Origin of the sequence: Bradyrhizobium diazoefficiens (assembly GCF_016616235.1) — a bacterium.
Taxonomy (GTDB): domain Bacteria; phylum Pseudomonadota; class Alphaproteobacteria; order Rhizobiales; family Xanthobacteraceae; genus Bradyrhizobium; species Bradyrhizobium diazoefficiens_H.
Genome location: NZ_CP067100.1, coordinates 5,038,275 through 5,054,017, shown reverse-complemented (window position 1 = coordinate 5,054,017; position 15,743 = coordinate 5,038,275). Strand labels below are relative to the sequence as shown.

At 64.2% G+C, this 15,743-nt stretch carries 22 protein-coding genes; 11 read left to right on the top strand and 11 right to left on the bottom strand.

Annotation, left to right across the window (positions count from 1 at the left end):
• Window positions 1-2: 2 nt before the first annotated feature.
• The 3 genes from ligD to JJB99_RS24255 all read right to left on the bottom strand — a co-directional run bounded on the left by ligD (window position 3) and on the right by JJB99_RS24255 (window position 3,455).
• Window positions 3-1,817, bottom strand: a complete 1,815-nt coding sequence (gene ligD, locus JJB99_RS24265) for a DNA ligase D (RefSeq protein WP_200494809.1) — start codon at window positions 1,815-1,817, stop codon at window positions 3-5.
• A 331-nt stretch (window positions 1,818-2,148) separates the two neighbouring features.
• Window positions 2,149-2,754 carry a protein-L-isoaspartate(D-aspartate) O-methyltransferase gene (locus tag JJB99_RS24260; RefSeq protein ID WP_200494808.1) on the bottom strand — a complete coding sequence of 202 codons (606 nt, stop codon included), beginning with the start codon at window positions 2,752-2,754 and terminating at the stop codon, window positions 2,149-2,151.
• A gap of 503 nt (window positions 2,755-3,257) precedes the next feature.
• A complete protein-coding gene (locus JJB99_RS24255; protein ID WP_200494807.1) occupies window positions 3,258-3,455 on the bottom strand; it encodes a hypothetical protein in 198 nt (65 codons plus the stop codon).
• A 120-nt stretch (window positions 3,456-3,575) separates the two neighbouring features.
• Here JJB99_RS24255 and JJB99_RS24250 point away from each other — a divergent pair, with 120 nt between their 5' ends.
• Both JJB99_RS24250 and JJB99_RS24245 read left to right on the top strand, forming a co-directional pair.
• A complete protein-coding gene (locus tag JJB99_RS24250; protein WP_200494806.1) occupies window positions 3,576-3,758 on the top strand; it encodes a hypothetical protein in 183 nt (60 codons plus the stop codon).
• A gap of 113 nt (window positions 3,759-3,871) precedes the next feature.
• Window positions 3,872-4,039, top strand: coding sequence for a hypothetical protein (locus JJB99_RS24245; protein WP_200494805.1), 168 nt, complete (start codon window positions 3,872-3,874; stop codon window positions 4,037-4,039).
• 15 nt (window positions 4,040-4,054) lie between these two features.
• Here JJB99_RS24245 and JJB99_RS24240 read toward each other — a convergent pair whose 3' ends face one another.
• Together JJB99_RS24240 and JJB99_RS24235 are read right to left on the bottom strand one after the other, a co-directional pair.
• Window positions 4,055-4,303: a hypothetical protein gene (locus JJB99_RS24240; protein ID WP_200494804.1), complete on the bottom strand. Its 249-nt coding sequence runs from the start codon at window positions 4,301-4,303 to the stop codon at window positions 4,055-4,057.
• A 24-nt stretch (window positions 4,304-4,327) separates the two neighbouring features.
• Window positions 4,328-4,507: a hypothetical protein gene (locus JJB99_RS24235; RefSeq protein WP_200494803.1), complete on the bottom strand. Its 180-nt coding sequence runs from the start codon at window positions 4,505-4,507 to the stop codon at window positions 4,328-4,330.
• Between the two features lie 89 nt (window positions 4,508-4,596).
• Between JJB99_RS24235 and JJB99_RS24230 the strand changes: the two genes are divergently transcribed.
• Window positions 4,597-4,836, top strand: a complete 240-nt coding sequence (locus tag JJB99_RS24230) for a DUF6894 family protein (protein ID WP_200494802.1) — start codon at window positions 4,597-4,599, stop codon at window positions 4,834-4,836.
• 188 nt (window positions 4,837-5,024) lie between these two features.
• Here the strand turns inward: JJB99_RS24230 and JJB99_RS24225 are convergent, their stop codons facing one another.
• On the bottom strand, window positions 5,025-5,906 hold the full coding sequence (locus tag JJB99_RS24225; RefSeq protein WP_200494801.1) for a sigma-70 family RNA polymerase sigma factor: 882 nt from the start codon (window positions 5,904-5,906) through the stop codon (window positions 5,025-5,027).
• The gene (locus tag JJB99_RS24220; protein WP_200494800.1) at window positions 5,903-6,457 is read right to left on the bottom strand and encodes a hypothetical protein; all 555 of its coding nucleotides are present in this window, start codon (window positions 6,455-6,457) and stop codon (window positions 5,903-5,905) included. Before JJB99_RS24220 ends, JJB99_RS24225 begins: the two co-directional genes overlap by 4 nt.
• Window positions 6,458-6,768: 311 nt before the next feature.
• On the opposite strand from JJB99_RS24220, the gene JJB99_RS24215 reads away from it, so the two are divergent.
• From JJB99_RS24215 to JJB99_RS24205, 3 genes are all read left to right on the top strand, one after another.
• Entirely contained in the window at window positions 6,769-7,224 is a 456-nt protein-coding gene (locus tag JJB99_RS24215; RefSeq protein WP_200494799.1) for a GFA family protein, read from the top strand.
• Window positions 7,225-8,024: 800 nt separating this feature from the next.
• Entirely contained in the window at window positions 8,025-8,624 is a 600-nt protein-coding gene (locus JJB99_RS24210; protein ID WP_200494798.1) for a hypothetical protein, read from the top strand.
• A 548-nt stretch (window positions 8,625-9,172) separates the two neighbouring features.
• Entirely contained in the window at window positions 9,173-10,132 is a 960-nt protein-coding gene (locus JJB99_RS24205; RefSeq protein WP_246775324.1) for a sensor histidine kinase, read from the top strand.
• Between the two features lie 16 nt (window positions 10,133-10,148).
• Here the strand turns inward: JJB99_RS24205 and JJB99_RS24200 are convergent, their stop codons facing one another.
• A complete protein-coding gene (locus JJB99_RS24200; RefSeq protein ID WP_200494796.1) occupies window positions 10,149-10,328 on the bottom strand; it encodes a hypothetical protein in 180 nt (59 codons plus the stop codon).
• 242 nt (window positions 10,329-10,570) lie between these two features.
• Here JJB99_RS24200 and JJB99_RS24195 point away from each other — a divergent pair, with 242 nt between their 5' ends.
• The 5 genes from JJB99_RS24195 (at window position 10,571) to JJB99_RS24175 (ending at window position 12,915) form a co-directional block, all read left to right on the top strand.
• Window positions 10,571-10,753 carry a hypothetical protein gene (locus tag JJB99_RS24195; protein ID WP_200494795.1) on the top strand — a complete coding sequence of 61 codons (183 nt, stop codon included), beginning with the start codon at window positions 10,571-10,573 and terminating at the stop codon, window positions 10,751-10,753.
• Window positions 10,743-11,150 (top strand): response regulator, encoded by a 408-nt coding sequence (locus JJB99_RS24190; protein ID WP_200494794.1) that lies wholly within the window; start codon window positions 10,743-10,745, stop codon window positions 11,148-11,150. Before JJB99_RS24195 ends, JJB99_RS24190 begins: the two co-directional genes overlap by 11 nt.
• 508 nt (window positions 11,151-11,658) lie before the next feature.
• On the top strand, window positions 11,659-11,976 hold the full coding sequence (locus JJB99_RS24185) for an ArsR/SmtB family transcription factor (protein WP_200494793.1): 318 nt from the start codon (window positions 11,659-11,661) through the stop codon (window positions 11,974-11,976).
• Window positions 11,973-12,458, top strand: a complete 486-nt coding sequence (locus JJB99_RS24180; RefSeq protein WP_200494792.1) for an SRPBCC family protein — start codon at window positions 11,973-11,975, stop codon at window positions 12,456-12,458. Before JJB99_RS24185 ends, JJB99_RS24180 begins: the two co-directional genes overlap by 4 nt.
• A gap of 34 nt (window positions 12,459-12,492) precedes the next feature.
• Entirely contained in the window at window positions 12,493-12,915 is a 423-nt protein-coding gene (locus JJB99_RS24175) for an MAPEG family protein (protein ID WP_200494791.1), read from the top strand.
• 36 nt (window positions 12,916-12,951) lie between these two features.
• Here the strand turns inward: JJB99_RS24175 and JJB99_RS24170 are convergent, their stop codons facing one another.
• The 3 genes from JJB99_RS24170 to JJB99_RS24160 form a co-directional block, all read right to left on the bottom strand.
• The gene (locus JJB99_RS24170) at window positions 12,952-14,067 is read right to left on the bottom strand and encodes a GGDEF domain-containing protein (RefSeq protein WP_246774963.1); all 1,116 of its coding nucleotides are present in this window, start codon (window positions 14,065-14,067) and stop codon (window positions 12,952-12,954) included.
• Window positions 14,068-14,124: 57 nt separating this feature from the next.
• A complete protein-coding gene (locus JJB99_RS24165; protein WP_200494790.1) occupies window positions 14,125-14,373 on the bottom strand; it encodes a hypothetical protein in 249 nt (82 codons plus the stop codon).
• Between the two features lie 189 nt (window positions 14,374-14,562).
• Window positions 14,563-15,714, bottom strand: coding sequence for a YihY/virulence factor BrkB family protein (locus tag JJB99_RS24160; protein WP_200494789.1), 1,152 nt, complete (start codon window positions 15,712-15,714; stop codon window positions 14,563-14,565).
• Window positions 15,715-15,743: the final 29 nt, after the last annotated feature.

The window sequence follows — 15,743 nt, the reverse complement described above, 5'->3', positions numbered from 1 at the left end:
GGTCACCTCCTCTTTGCCCGGAATGGGTTCTCGATCGTGAATGCGTCCGGCCTGATCCCTCGTTCGATGCGCGCCCAAGTCACCGGCGCGGCGATCGGAAAGTGTTCACGGGCCCGCGGCGAATAGGTGCCGATAGCGGTCGTCCCGCGTCCGTTGCGCAGGTAGTCGAGAAAGATCCGCCCCCTGCGCCGGGCTTGCGCCGAGAGGATGAACCGATCGGCGCCGCGTGCGGCGAACTCGGAGCAGAGGCTGCGCGCGATGCGATGCGCCCGGTCGTGCAGCATCGGCTCGTCGAGCGGCGCCATCAGATGGACGCCCTTGCCGCCGGTCAGTTTGGGCCAGGTGTCGAAGCCCTCGCGCTTCATGAGCGCGCGCAGTTCGAGCGCGGCCTCGGCTACCGCCTCCCATTCCACGTCCTCGCCGGGATCGAGATCGATGACGATGCGGTCGGCGTGCTCGAAGTCCTCGACCGTCGAATTCCACGGGTGCAGCTCGACGGCTCCGATCTCGACGAGGCCAAGCAAGCCGTCCAGACTGTCGACCCACAGCCGCGTGCCCAGGCCGCCCTCGCGCTTTTCGATGCGCAGCTGGTGCACCGCCTCCGGGATATCCTTCGGCAGCGGACCCTTGTGATAGAACGTGGTGCCGTGGACGTGCCGTACCAGCTTGAGCGGGCGATGCTGCAGATGAGGCAGCGCCTTCCTCCAGACCCGCTTCCAATAGGCCGCGAGCTCTTCCTTGGAAGGCACCACCGCATCCGGAAGAAGCTGGAGAATGTTTGCCGCAGGCACCCCGAGCTTCCGCTGCCCTCCGGAACCGGGCGCCAGCCGTGGTGCCTTGACCTTGCGCACAGCAAGGTCTTCGCGGAGCCCTTTGAATACGGCTTCGCGCAGCAGCCCGTCGTCCGTCAGCGCGCCATACTCCACCTCGGCCGGCACGGTCGGCTCGACCCAGGTCGCCTTCGGCTTCTTGACCCGCACATCGAGCGGCGATGTCCGCCGGATCAGCGGATCCAGCCGCTCGCGCAGTTCGCGCGCGGTCGTCTCCGTGTACCCGGTCCGGACCTTGCCCGCGTAGAGGAGCCTGCCGTTCTCCCGACGGCCCACGTAGAGCGAGGCGATCTTGCGCGGACTCGCTCCCAGTTTTTCCACGAAGGCGACGACCGGAAAGGTCTCGCTCTTCTTGCACTTGAGCTTGATCCAGGTCTCCTGCCGCCCGGAGCGGTAGGGGCGGCCGAGCCGTTTGGCAACGAGTCCCTCGAGGCCCAGTTTGCAGCCCTTCTCGAAGACCACCTTACCGTCGGCCTCGAGCGCCTCGACGTAGATGAAAGTCTCGGGTGCGCCCTTCAGCAGGTCCTGCAGCAGACGCTTGCGGTTCTCGTACGCCGCGTCGCGCAGATCGTACCCGTCGAGGTACAGGAGATCGAATGCATGGTAGCGCACGCGCTCGCTGCGCTTCGACCCGAGCTCGCGCCTGAGCTGCTGAAAATCCGGCAGGCCGCCGCTGCCGTAGACGACAGCCTCGCCGTCGATGATCGCGCTCTTCGCCTTCAGCTTAGGAGCCGCGGCTGCGATCGAGGAGAACTGCTCGGTCCAGTCGAGCCCGGTGCGCGAATAGACCTTGATATCCCCATCATCGAGATGCAGTTGCGCGCGGTATCCGTCGGCCTTGATCTCGTAGACCCAGTCGGTCCCGCGCGGCGGACTCTCGCGCAGCGTGGGGTCGCAGGGCTCGATGTAACCTGGAATCCCTGCTTTGCGCGCGCCGGCGACGCCCGATACTCCCGAACCAGACTGACGCAACGCCACGGCGCACATGCGGATTCAACGCGTCGACGGCGATTCGTTCCGTGAAGCGGCGCCGGACACAGTCGCGGTCCTCGGAACGAAGGCGCAGCGCGTCCGTTGGTCGGAATCGTTTGCGAGGTCGGCCAAATGTGGACGGTTCAGACGCAGCGGCGCGCACGCGGTCACGTCGAGATATCGGCGGGAACGTTTCTGATCGCACTTGCCCTCGGTCTCGTGCTCGTGTGCGCCACTTCCCGCAGCGCGGCAGCTGAATGACGGAGGATGTGCGGGGCTTGGGGACCGCGAGCCCTGGCCTGACGTGCTGCACGCGAAGTTGGGCGGCGCTCGGATCGGCAGCCGCTCAACCGGACACGAGAGGAACGAAACGCACCTCCTCGATCTCCTCCTCTACGAAGCGGCCATCCGACGCGCGCACCAGCTTCGTCAGCCGCTGCACGCCGTCGGGGTTGCCGAGTGGAATGATCAGTCGTCCCGAGGGAGCTAGTTGAGCCCTGAGAGCCGTGGGTATCTCCGCGCTCGCGGCCGACACCAGGATCACGGCGAACTCGCCACCGTCCGGCCATCCCGCGGTGCCGTCCCCATGGCGCAGATCCACATTCCGGCAACCGAGATGCCGAAGGCGCGAACGGGCGCGCTGCACCAATGCCTCATGGCGCTCCACGGCGCAAACCTCCCGGCCGAGATTGGCGGCGAGGGCGGCCAGATAACCTGAACCTGCGCCGATCTCCAGCACTCGGTCGGACTTCGCGATCGCAGCAGCCTCGAGCATCTTGCCGACGATGTAGGGCTGAGAGAGGGTTTGTCCCTTCGGGATCGGCACGGCACTGTCTTCGTATGCTGCCTCGGCGAACCGCCGCTCGAGGAAGATTTCGCGGGGGACCTGCCGCATGGCCAACAGGACCCGCCTGCTGCGGATGCCGCGGCTGGCAATCTGGACGTCGACCATCGCATCGCGGAGGAAACGGGACCTTCTGGACCGTCTGCTCTCCCTGATCGATCGCATGACCTCTCCGACCATGAGTGATTTCGCTACGAGGGATGGAAAACGCGGACGTCTGCGACTTGCTCCATGGCGCGAAGGATCGGAAGCCGTGTCTCCCGCCGACGAAGGCCGACTTCACTGCCGACAGCCAGGAGCGTACCCCCAGCGGGGCTGCGAGCGCCGCCATTGGCTTCTCGGCCCCCGGGGATAGTTGCTCTTGCAGCGACCGACTTTGCGCCCCACCGCGTCACCCCGCCGAGCGGCCCCGGTGATCTTTGCAACCGCGGCGGTCATCAACGACGTTCGGCCGCTGAATTCGGAGGGTCACTCCTGCTGCGGCATCCGTCCACGGCCGCGGCACTTCGTGCAGCGGCCAGGAAAATCCTGCGACCGGTTCGGTCTCGCACGCCGGCTGGCGCCCGCGCCGTTGCAGCTGTCGCATTTGAGTTCGGCGGAGCCGGCTTCCCTCATGCCTCCCCCGGGCCGGCATGGAGGCTCGCCGGCGGGGTGGTGCGCGGCGGCGGCGAGGGCCGGGCGCTGCCGCCTGGTTTGCTCTTCGCGTCGTACCTTTTGGCCAAATCGAGCAGCCGCCTTCGTGTGAACGGGTCCGCCTTCTCGGCCAGATCGCGTGCCTGCTGCGCGAAGCCCTTGTAGAACTCTTCCACGACGCCACCCCCACAACATCACCGAACGCCGATCTTCGATGGTCAGCATGGCTCACGTCAAGAGATCGCTTGTGCCTGCCTGGCAAACGGCCCTACGCTGGTCGCGGCGGGGGAAGCCAGATGTCGCTGCTGCACCATATCCGGAAGCCGTGCCCTCACTGCGCGCGGGCGATGAAGCTCGTCCGGGACGAGGCCGCCAGAGGCGGAGAGCGCTACGTCTGCCCCGACTGCGACGATGATCCGCTGCACGATCCCGCCGCCCTGAAGTGGGTGGACGGCCCGCTGCGCCCGCCGGCGAAATAGCGGGCCGGGAAAGCGACCCGTACGTACGGGGCCCGGACCTCGCAGAGCCAGGGCTGGCAGGTTTGTCGTGGGCGCACCACCTCGTTTGGAGATGTCAAACAAGGGGAGGCGCGATGTCGACGGTCGCAAAGCTGCTCGCGCGGAAGCAGGCGCTCCTGGAGCGACTGGAGCGCGATCCTGGGCCGAACGAGCGGGACGAAATCCAGGCGCTGCTCGCCCAGATCGAGACCGCGCTGAACCTGCTCGAGCCGGGAGACGCCGGCGGTCCAAGCGACGAGTGAATGAAGCCGCCGCGGTCAGAGCGCGCTCAGGTCGTCCGGCACGTCGCCGAACTTCCGGATCAGCTTGGCGTCGCCGAACTCGCCGCTGGACGGATCGCCGGTCCGCGAGAACGCGATGGCGCCGGCGTGGCCGGGCTTCCGGGACAGCGCCTCGGCCCGCATAACCGCCGCGTTGGCGCTGAGACACTCGGCAGCCTCGCCGGCGGCCACGCCGTCGTCGGAGAAAACGAACGGTAGAGCGACGTAATAGGTCACGTCAGTCATCTGGCTCACCCTCTGTTCGCGCGCTCATGAGGGCCGTCCCCGCGCATAGCCAGTCGACACCTTGGACCGGAGCTCGTCGAGCTGGGCTTCGAGGAAGTCGTTCGCCACGATGAGCGCCTTCACGGCTTCCCGCGCGATCGCCTGGTCGGCGGCCGAATCAAGGTCGCCCTCCGCGGGCGCGGCAAGTTCGGGTGCAGCGGGCATGCTCTATGTTCACTGTTCGTTCGATTGGAGTCAAGCGCTACGGCGGCGCGGACCCTAGGAACGGTGGCAGCCGCAGCCGGTTTTGGTGAATGCCCCGTTATTACTTCGATACCTCCGATAGCGAGAAGTTGGTCTCCGACGACGTCGGGGTGGAGATCGCCTCGTTCGAGGACGTGAAACGCGAGGCCTCCCGGGCCATTGCGGACCTCGCCAAGGACGTCCTGCCCGGTTCTGAGGTTCGCACTCTCGCGATTCAGGTGCGCGACGCCGTGGGACCTGTCCTCAGGCTCAGCCTCCGCTTCGAGATCGAACACGTCGCGGTGCGCTGACACCACCATGCGGCTTCGGACAACATCGGGCCCCGCGCGCCAACTGGAAAGGGTTTTTCCGACTATCAAGGCGCCGCTGCAGTCGCTGTTCGTCGCGTTGCTCCCAGGAGTTTGGTTCACCCGCCGGCGAAAAGCCGCGAGCCTCCACGCTCGATTGCCCGTCGACGTTCGTGCCCACACCGAGCTGCTCAGAACCGTACGTGCTGCAGCTTATCGGGATTGCGGGTCAGATAGATGGCGACGATCCTGCCGTCGCGGTGTTCGATAGCCATGGTATCGATCGATCCGTCGCTCTCGCGCATCACGAATCCGGGGGAGCCGTTGACCACGGCCGGCCTGGCCGTGATCGCGGCAAGTGCAGGATTTTTGCGAGCGATACCCTCGAGGAAGCGCAGTATTCTGTCCGCTCCGCGGATGGGATTGAGAGCTGCGGTGCGTTTCCCGCCGCCATCGGAATAGAGCACGGCGTCTTGGGCCAGGAGCTCGGCGAGGGCCTGCATGTCACCGGCCGAAGTCGCGGCTTGAAACGCGGCGGCAAGGCGAAGGCCCTCTTCGCGCGAGGCGGTGAAGCGCGGCCGGCCGGCTTCGATATGGATGCGGGCGCGCGCTGCGAGCTGACGGCAGGCAGCTTCGTTGCGGTCCAGCGCCCGTGCTATTTCGGTGTAGTCGAGACCGAACACGTCGTGCAGCAGAAAGCTCGCCCGCTCCAGCGGCGACAGCCGTTCGAGCAGCAACATCAGGGCGACCGAGATGTCGTGCGCCAGCTCGCCGGCGTGCTCGTTTTCCGCGAGTTCGTCCACGACCGGCTCCGGAAGCCACTGCCCGACGTACGACTCCCGCCGTGCTCGCGCCGATTTCATCCGGTCCAGGCAAAGCCGCGTCACGACCGTCGCAAGATAGCGGTAAGAGTCCTTGATCTCGGTACGGTCGGTCGCGTGCCAGCGCAGATAGGCGTCCTGCACGACGTCCTCGGCCTCGGCGCGCAACCCGAGCATGCGGTAGGCAAGCCTGGTCAGCGCGCGCCGATGGGTCTCGAAGGCCGCCGCGCCGTGGTCGAGGGTTGCCGTCATGCGGCCGATGCCCGTTTCGTCGGTGTCACGTCGCGCATCACCGGAACCGTTTCCCCGCCGATCGCCAGCCGCGTGCAGGCGCGGCCGTGACCGAGCGCATATTTGATCGTCGGGTACATTCTGCCGGCCAGGATCGCGAAAGACAACGCGACCAGCGCACGCTTTCCGAACTGCCGGATCACCTCTTCGCGCAGCTCGTCGGCCTCGGGGGCATGGCGCAAGGTGGCCTCCGCGAAGCGGGCACCTAGCGCCGCTTCGGGGGGCATCGCCGCGAAGTCGCGGGTGACGATGGCGCGCAACACCTTCGGGTCCACACCTTCGCTCTCGGCCATGATGATGCCGAGTTGGGTGCAGGGGCCGCAGTCCTCCGCCATGACCGCGACCAGGCCGGCAGCCGTATAGGCGTTCACCGGCGCGCCGCCGCGGTAACGGCCCAGGGCCTGCAGCTTGCCGAACGCCAGCATCGCCCGCGGATCGATCTCGACCAGCTCGTGCATGTAGCTGGCATCGTAGCCCCACTTGCGTTCGAAGGCGGTGATCTGCCGCTTCAACAACCATCGCAACATACGTCTTCTCCTCTGTTCGCTACGCCGCAACCGAGCAGCTCGCGCGAGCCGTTCCCCATTGGGCACCCCGTGCTGCACAGCCGTCGGTGGTCCTTCCCCGTCTAGGACGACGCAGGCATTCGATTTGTGACACGGCGTTGGAGGAAATTCGCGTTCGTCGGAAGGGCGGACTGGCGCAAAAGTCGCGCAGCCTTGTCACACAGGCGACGCCCTGCTCGTCAGTGCTGACAAGCCCGCGTGTCGGGACGGGATCGGAAGGACGCTAGACGGGCTTCAGAACGAAAGGAAACAACGAGATGCTGACCGGCGGCTGCGCCTGCAGAAATGTTCGTTACGAATGCATGGAAGAACCGATCGTCCAGTTGATGTGTCACTGCCGAGATTGCCAGCGATCGACCGGTACGGCGTTCTCGGCGATGATGATGGTCGCGAGCGACAAGTTCAACTACGTCCATGGACTTCCGACTTTCTACGAGACCATCGCCGAAAGCGGACGACCGATCCGGAGAGGCTTTTGTGGCAAGTGTGGCAGTCCGATTTCGGCGCACTGGCCGACGAGACCGCAATTGCTGATCGTCGCCGTCGGCAGCCTCGATGATCCTTCTTTGTTCGGGCCCACTGCGGAAACTTGGCTCTCGCGCGCATGGTCGTGGCATCCGCTTCATCCCCGGACCGCTAAGTTCGGCGAGGCTCCCGTTGAAGGCGTAAGGGAGAAGATCGAGGCATATTTCGCCGGACGCGCTGAGTTATAGCTTTCAAGGAGCGGCCCGCACCGACCAACTCGTCGGTACGAGGCGACGCGCCGATCCCTCGGCGAGAAGGTCGCGTCGCGGGAGCGCGCCCGCCATTGACGCTAAGTTGCTGCCGTACCGGTTGACACCCCGGAACAGCGCTGGCCGCTTTGTTGGTGGGATCGAACGGAAAGCGCACACGAAAACAGCCGTTGACCGCCTGTCGGTCAGTGACGGCCTCTCTGACCCGTTCGCCATCTTCCCGTCGCCGCAATGGTTGCTCGGACAGCCGAGCTCTCGCCAGCTTCAGAGCAGCGCGAAGACCCTGATCGCGACCAGCCCTGCCACCATTATGGCCCAGCACGACAATTCAAGGACTCGCATGAAGCGCCCCTGGTGCACGGTCCCTCTTACCGCGGACGCTACACGGGAAGCCGGGTGGCAGGAACCGAAACTTTTCGTGACTTCGTGACTTTTCCGCAGGGGCATCAGACTCGAGGCACATCATGCCCCTCATGCCGCTCGGTGAGATGTTTTCTACGGCCGCGATTATGGTCGTAACGGTCCTGGCGGAAATTGCCTTTTTCGTGCTCGTCGGCATGATCTGAGACATGATCGGCCAGCCGAACTGGCCAGCTGTTACTCTCGGAAGCGCGATGCCGTGGATACGCAGCAGCTTTAGGCGCGGCTTGGCAACGATCCGGGTCCGAACGAGCGAGAGGGTGCGAGAGGCGCCCCGGGGGAGGTGAAAATCTTCGAAGAGACAACAAACGTGGCCGTTCCATAGCGTGCTGCATGTCCTTTAGTGCGGAGCTGAGACGATGGACTTCCAAAGCACGACCCCAGCAATAGTCAGGGCTATCAGGCAACGTGATCTACTCAACACCTGGCTGCGGCTCTATTCCCGTGAAAAAAAGCTACCTCGCATCGAGGACTACGAACCAAGTCGGTTGAAAGAAGAGCGTGACGACCTTGTGTACTACGACGTTGACAACGCCGGAGCGTCGCCCGTGTTCATCATCCAAAGCGAGGGTACTCGGATGTCACGAGCATATGGGCAGGTTGGCAAAGGACGTGCTCTGCACGAATACATCGGACCGCGGTTAGCGGCCCTTGTGCTCCCGATATACGAGCTGTGCCTGTCCAGGGGCCGCCCGGTCTATACCGTGGACCAGCTTCAAGATGCAGACGGGCGCCCTGTCGAATATGAGCGGCTGCTTATGCCCTTCGGACGGCATCGTGAAGTTCGCCAGATCATCGGATCGCTCAAGACGATCAGCGTCGACGGCAGCTTCGAAATTCGCGATTTGCTGAGCCGGGCGGATGTTGTGTCTAGACCCGCCGTGCGCGCCCTCATTGATAAAGAGCTTTTTCATCGCGCGCCAAATCGGGTAGAGGACAACGATTTGGACTTCCAGTGAAGCTGATCGACCTGCAGGAGGACTTGCCTTGCCGGCGCTTCGCCGAAATCATGACCGCAGGCCTGCCGGACCCGTCCGGACGCAAATTCCCGCCGAGCAGGGACGTGTGCTCGCGCCGTTGCGATGCGTGTTGTTTCTCGACAGCGGCGCTATATGGCGGGGAGATCTGGATCTGTGAGAAGAGACGTCGATGCTCCTGCTGATAGAAAAATAGCAGATGGACGTGAAATTCTTCAGTGCCAAATGGGGGCCTTTCGCGGACGATCCGAACTCGCCGTTGCTGGACATGGGGAACGAACCCGCTTGGGACCGCGTGTATCGGCGTGAGTTGGAGGATTTCCGTCGACGGCAGCGCGCGAAAATTGCCGGCCGACCGCCTGAGATCCCGCGACACCGGGCCGCGCATTTCACTGCGCTAATGTTCGGTAGCCCTGGACGGAGCGGCCGTTTTTTCTCGCGGCGCGATTGTTCCGGGATCCGGCGGAAATACGCGGAATACGCGGAGCCTTGACGAGGGAACGCTTGCCGGAGGCGGGTCATTGACCCTGATGGACAAGCTCTATCCGCTCTTGTTCGAACACAGTATTCCCACGCCCGTTCGCTACCTTCTGGCTGCTTCGGTGATGTTCGTGTGCGCCGCGCTTCAGGCGGGTCTGCAGGCGCAAGCGGGATTCACCGGGTTCTTCCTGCTGCTGCCGGGGGTGTTCGTTTCGGGCCTGCTGTTCGACCGCGGCTCCGGTCTCTTCGCCGCCTGCATCGCGGTCGCCTGCGTCGTCTATCTCAGCTACTCCGGCCAGTACGGCATCGATTTCCTTCTGCCGTGCGCGCTGTTCGCGATTACCGCGGCCGGCGTCGCGGTGGTCGCCGAGATCGTGCGCGCGGAGACCAAGCGCGCGCTGCAGGCGCAGCAGACCCAAAGGCTGCTCCTGGATGAGATGGCGCACCGGACCAAGAACAACCTGGCGATTCTCGGCGCGATGGTCAGGATGCAGGCCAGGAACGGAGAGCCCGCCGTCGCGGCCGCGCTGGAAGGCACGGCCCGCCGCATCCAGGTGATGGCGGAGGTCTACGATCATCTTTCGCCGAAGGAGGACTCGCGGCTCGTCGACATGCGACGCTTCCTCTCCGACGTGGTGGAGAAGGTCTTCCAGTCGCTCGCCGCGTCCGGACCCGTGGCTTTCCAGGTCGCTTGCGAGGAAGTGCATCTGCCCAACCAGCAGGCTCTGGCGATCGGTCTCATCGCCAACGAACTGGTCACGAACGCGCTCAAATATGCATTCCCGGACCAAAGGTCCGGGCAGATCGCCGTCGAGCTGACGGTGGCGGGGGAGATCGAGCTTTCTGTTCGCGACAACGGCATCGGAGTGGCCGGGGATCGGCACCCGAAGGGCGTGGGCTCGCGCATCGTCGCGCTGCTGACGCAGCAACTCGGCGGAACGCTTTCCTACGAACGCCGCGATCCGGGCGTGATGGTGGTTCTGCGCGCGCCCCTTCCCGTGCAAGCCTGATGCGAGTCCAGGCGTTCTATTTTCCGTCCTCGGAGTTCGTGCGGGGGCGTCCGTCCAGGTCGCGGAGCCGGTGCAACTGATCGCGGATGCGTGGAGGCGGCTCCCGGTCCGGCTTGTAAAGCGTACGGAGGCTATCGCCGATCTCGCGAACCATCGCGCGGCTGTGGACTTTGTCGATATCGACGGAGTTGCGCATTGCTGGTGTCGCTCCCGATCCCACTTGCAGCGACAACATGGGACGGCGTCGAATGTTGCGACTTCACCTGCATGGCCACCACGCGCCTGAATGGGACGAAGCCAACGGTCGACTTTGTTCTGTTCGCCGGAACATGTCCGAACGCGTTGGAACCGAATCCTTCCGTCCACTTTTGGACATTTCCTGGAACAAAGATCGCCGCCACACGTCTACGCCGGGGCCCAAAGACCGGATGATAGAACGTGGCTGGTAGAGAGTATTTGACGCGTCAGGCCGCGACCCTGCTGAGGTTCGCCCAGGCCATCACGGATCCGGACGTCACCCTGGGTCTGGTCGACAAGGCGAACGACCTCAAAGCCAAGGCGGAGGCGGCTCCGTCGTCGGAAACGGGTCCTGAGGCTCCGGATGACGGACATGGGGAATGAGGGGCCTTCCAATACGCCCGAGCTTCTCGTCCTCGTCGTCGAGGACGAGGCACCCATCCAGGACCTGGTTCGTGATGCTCTATCGGACGGCGGATTCCAGGCGGAACTAGCCCGAACCGGCGAAGAGGCTCTCGGCGCGCTTCGCGAGCGGCCGAAGAGCTATCGCGCGTTGGTCACCGATATCAGGCTCGGCCAAGGCATGGACGGTTGGGAGCTCGCCCGGCGGGTCCGCGAGATCGACCCGAACTTTCCCGTGGTCTACATGACGGGAGACAGCGGCGAAGCGTGGAAATCGAGGGGAGTGCCCGAGAGCATCCTGCTGCAGAAACCGTTCGCGCCGGCGCAACTGCTGACGGCCGTTTCCCAGCTTCTCAACATGGGAACACCGCCCGTCTAGGATTCGTCCTACGCCCGGTCACCCAGGGAGAAAGTGCGCGCACGACGACGCTCGCCGCTCTTCGCGCCAAGACAGGACCTGCTCGACGGATTGCGGCAGGTCCGGCTCCGCATGAACGCGAGGAGATCAGGCGCGGTCCTAAGCGCAGCGCACGCTCACCGTGAGGATCTTGGGTTCGGTGCCTGAGGCATCCGGGGACGATCATTGTCCCCTTTTTTCGAATTATAAGCGACAACTTCGGGATGCGGAAGAGAAAGACCTCCGCCACTAGGCCATCCGATCGGGTTTTACCTGGTTGCCTTAGAAGCAATGTCGGCTCCTGAGGGACAAGCGTAAATCTTCTGATCGGCGACACGTGCTGCAGCAGGCGATGCAGTGGCCCGAGGACCTCGCTCCATTTGTTTGACCAGATCATAAGTATGTGCTAATCAACAGTCATGACTTATGATATAGCTCAATTCGGTGATGATCGGGCGAGACCCCGAAGCGCTGGAGGGCCGACGTAGCCATGGCCAAGGATAGCTTGCAGTTGGCTGCTCTAGGAGATCCGACCCGGAGACGGATTTTCGAACTGGTGGGGGCCCGGCCGCGCACGGTAGCGGAGATCACTCGCGAGCTGACGGTCTCCCAGTCCGCCGTCTCCCAGCATCTCAAGGTGCTGCGGGAATCTCGTCTGGTTCGCGCCGAGCCGAAGGGTGCCAGCAACGTTTACCACATCGATCCGGCGGGGCTCGGCCAGATGCGCGCGTGGCTCGACCGGTTCTGGAGCACGACGTTGGCGGCGTACAAGGTCGCCGTCGAAAAACCACGAAAGGACCAGCAATGAGCAGACGTGTATCGGCCGCGCCCGTCAAACAATCGATCGTGGTCGAGGCGCCGATCGAGCGCGCGTTCAAGGTCTTCACGGAAGACTTCGGCAGCTTCAAACCGCGCGAACACAATTTGCTCTCCGTCCCGATCGCGGAGACGGTGTTCGAGGCTCGGGTGGGCGGTCACGTCTATGATCGCGGCGTCGACGGCAGCGAATGCCGCTGGGCGCGTGTGTTGGCGTATGAGCCGCCGAATCGCGTGCTTCTAAGCTGGGACATCAGCCCGCGATGGCAGATCGAAACCGATCCCGACAGGACCAGCGAATGGGAGGTGCGGTTTATCGCCGAAACGCCTAGCCGGACCAGGCTGGAGCTCGAGCACCGTCACCTCGAACGGCATGGCCAGGGCTGGGAAGGCGTGCGCGAGGGCGTCGAGGGCGATCAGGGTTGGCCGCTCTATCTGAAACGGTTCGCGGATCGGATTGCCCGCGAGGCATGAGGCTCGCGCATGTATCGTAATTGCGGAGGCCGGTATGGCAACCTATTCGCTTAGCATCGTCGGAGTGCTGGTTCTCTGCCTTTTGTCCATTTTGCTGGCGATCCATTCGGGATCCTCAAAGGGCAGGGCGGGCGCGCTCTCCGGACCTGTGCTGCCCGCGGACGATGACAATTTGCTGTACCGGATTGATCGCGTCCACATGAATGCGGTGGAAGCGCTGCCGCCTTTCGTGGTCCCGGCCGTGCTGGCGATGATGGTGGGGGTCGGACCCGTTGCGCTTGCGACGCTGGTCTGGGGCTACATCGCGATTCGTCTGATCCACGTTGCGGTCTATTTGCGCGGCGGCAAAGCAGCTAAAGGCGGCAGCGTCAGAACCATTCTCTACGTTTCAGGGGCGCTCGTGACGATCATTCTCATTGCCACGACGGCCGTCGCGGCCCTCCAGGCGACGAATTGATCGAGGCGGCCGCCCTGCGAAACGTGGACTATAGCCTCAAGTGCTAACGCGATTCCTTCCGGCATCCTTCGCCCGGTACAGGGCCATGTCCGCTCGGGCGAGCACATCGTCAGGTGCTTCATCCGACCTGAGTTGGCTGACGCCCGCCGACATGGTCACCTTGAGCCCGCCGCCGATCGCGTCCCAGTTCGTTTCACCGATGATTTCTCTGATCCGGTCCACGACTTTGACCGCATGATCTTGAGGCGCGTCCGGCAGGATCAGGAGGAACTCCTCGCCGCCGTAGCGGCCCAGCTTGTCGACGGTTCGGATATTGGCGGCCACCGATATGGCGAAGCTCCTCAGCACCTCGTCGCCGATCGGATGTCCGTAGCCGTCGTTGATCCTCTTGAAGAAGTCCAGGTCGATGATCGCGACGGAACAGGGCGTCCCGCTTCGCGAGGCGCGCGAGATCTCTTCGTTCAAGGCCCGCATAATGTAGCGGCGGCTCAGCAGACCCGTAAGCTCGTCGACCTGCGCCAGCTCCTCAATCCGCGCGTGCGCCTCCTTCAGCTCCTTGCCTCTCTTGTACAGCATCTCGCGAAGCGAACTGCCGTAGAGCCCGGTGAAGGCGCAGCGGCCTAGCGCCGTCACGAAGCACAGCAGAGCCAAATGGCGCTCCGCGGGCGTGGCCATCGGCATCGCGATCGGCTCGTCGGTGCAGGCGAACAGAAGCGTCAAACCGACCGAAGCGAAGGTCCAAACCGATGCGGCTTGTCTAGCGCTCATCCGAAGCGCGCCGAAGCCTTGGACGATGAAGAGGATGCTGACGAAGTAGAAGCCGACCTCCGGCGCCAGGTATACCGCAATCAGTTGGATCGTGACGCTTCCGAGGCTCTGAGGCACGCTCAGGTAGTGGTCCCTGAACCGATCCGTGAGATGCACCTCGGAGGCCGCCCACATCAGGCCGGTCCAGCCGATGCCGGCGGTCGCATATGCCACGGCGACCCGGGCATCGGTCGTGCCGGCAAGGTGGTAGAGACACAGTATCGCGGAATCCAAAAGGAAGCTGACGGCTTGCGCGAAGTACATCGGGCGCCGCTGGCGCGCACGTTTGGCCGCTTCCTTCGCGGCTTGAACCGGTACCGAAAGCTCGGCGAGCGCCTGTGCCATTTCAGCGTTTTCCAGGCGTATAGGAAAGCGCATTCCGGTTAAGAATCGCTTCTCCGATCAGAACCGGGCCAAGGAGGCACTCGGCCTTTTGCGGGCGCCTACGCTGTCCTCGCGCGTGACCGGCGCCGTCGGCATGAGCCACAACCTTCTCGCGGGAGAAACGAAGGATTCAGTCACGAAATACCCGTCGGACGCTCGGCCGGCCAGGTATTGCGATGCCGCTTCGAAAGTGTCGAACGGACCGGCGGCGTCCCAAATCCGGCCGGACAGGTGCTGGCTGATCATGAACTCACGTTTCAGTTTCATTAACCGTCGTCCTGATGTCGCATACTGTAGCCGCCGATCGTGAACGATCAGGTAAATTGCCTGCGGGCACTCCACGGCCTGCAATGTAGCGGAGCTCAAGGCGTCAGGACGGCCTTATCGAAACCACGGCCGGGCGTTCCGCTCAGTGCGGCAAGCCAACGCAATCACGGCAGGTTTGTGGGCGCTGGATCACGAGGCGCGGGCCTCTCCCACCGTGTCCGCCATCTCGGCGCCGCGAACGCCCAGCGGTTTGGGCGCGCCGGTGGTGGTGTCGCGCGCGGTCTGATGCTCCATCTCGGCGTCCAGCTCGGCGCCGAGCAGGATGACGATCGCCGAGATCCAGAGCCAGGTCATGAAGCCGATGACGGCCCCGAGAGAGCCGTACGTCTCGTTGAACTTGCCGAAACTGGCGGCGTACCAGGAGAATAGTCCGGAAGCCGCCAGCCAGCACAACGTGGCGGCGGCGCTTCCCCACGTGATCCACTTCCAACGCGGCGCCCTTCGGCTCGGTCCGTAGCGGTAGATGCAGGCGAGGGCGAGCGTGAGCACGACGAACATGGCCGGCCATCGTGCGATCCGGACGAGAAGGTCCGCGAAGTCCGACAGGTGCAGGAAGTTGAGGACGACCGGTATGACCACGACGGCGCCGAGGGCGACGAGAACGAAGACGATGGCCGCCACCGTGAAGGTCAAGGACACCGCGTTCAGCTTGACGAAGCCGCGCTTCTCTTCCTCGCCGTAGACGATGTTCAGGGTGTCGAAAAGCGACTTCATGGCGGCGTTGGCGCTCCACAGCGAGACCGCGAGACCGATGACGAACGTCGCGCCGAGCGCATGGTCGCCCTTTGAGGACACGCGCGTGAGCTGTTCGCGCGCGACTTCGATCGCGCCGCCCGGGACGAAACCGGAGATCTGGTCCAGATGCTTGGCGATGCTGGCGGGATCGGAGAACAGGCCGTAGACGGCGACGAGAGCCGCCAATGCGGGAAAGATGGCCAGGATGCTGTAGTAGGTCATGCCGGCCGCCAGCGCCATGACGCGATGCCGGCCGATGTTGCCGTAGACGCGCAGCAGGATGTCCTTCCAACCCTTCGCGGGAATCTCGGACGGCGATGCAGCCTCGCGCCCCCGCTCCGCGCCATCGGTAACGAGGCCTGCCGCCGAAGTCTCGCGATCGGCGTTCCGCTCGCGTGGAAAGGACTTGCCTTCTCCGGGCGAGGGGTGGTCCGGCGGGAACAGGCGATCCCACAGCACTGCTGCCGCAACGAGGCCCAGCGCCGTAGCGACGGTCCATCCGCTGGTATGGGCGCGTTCGGCGCCTGACGTTTCGATTTGAGCCATCGACTCGCCTCCTCCGCGGCTTCAATCGC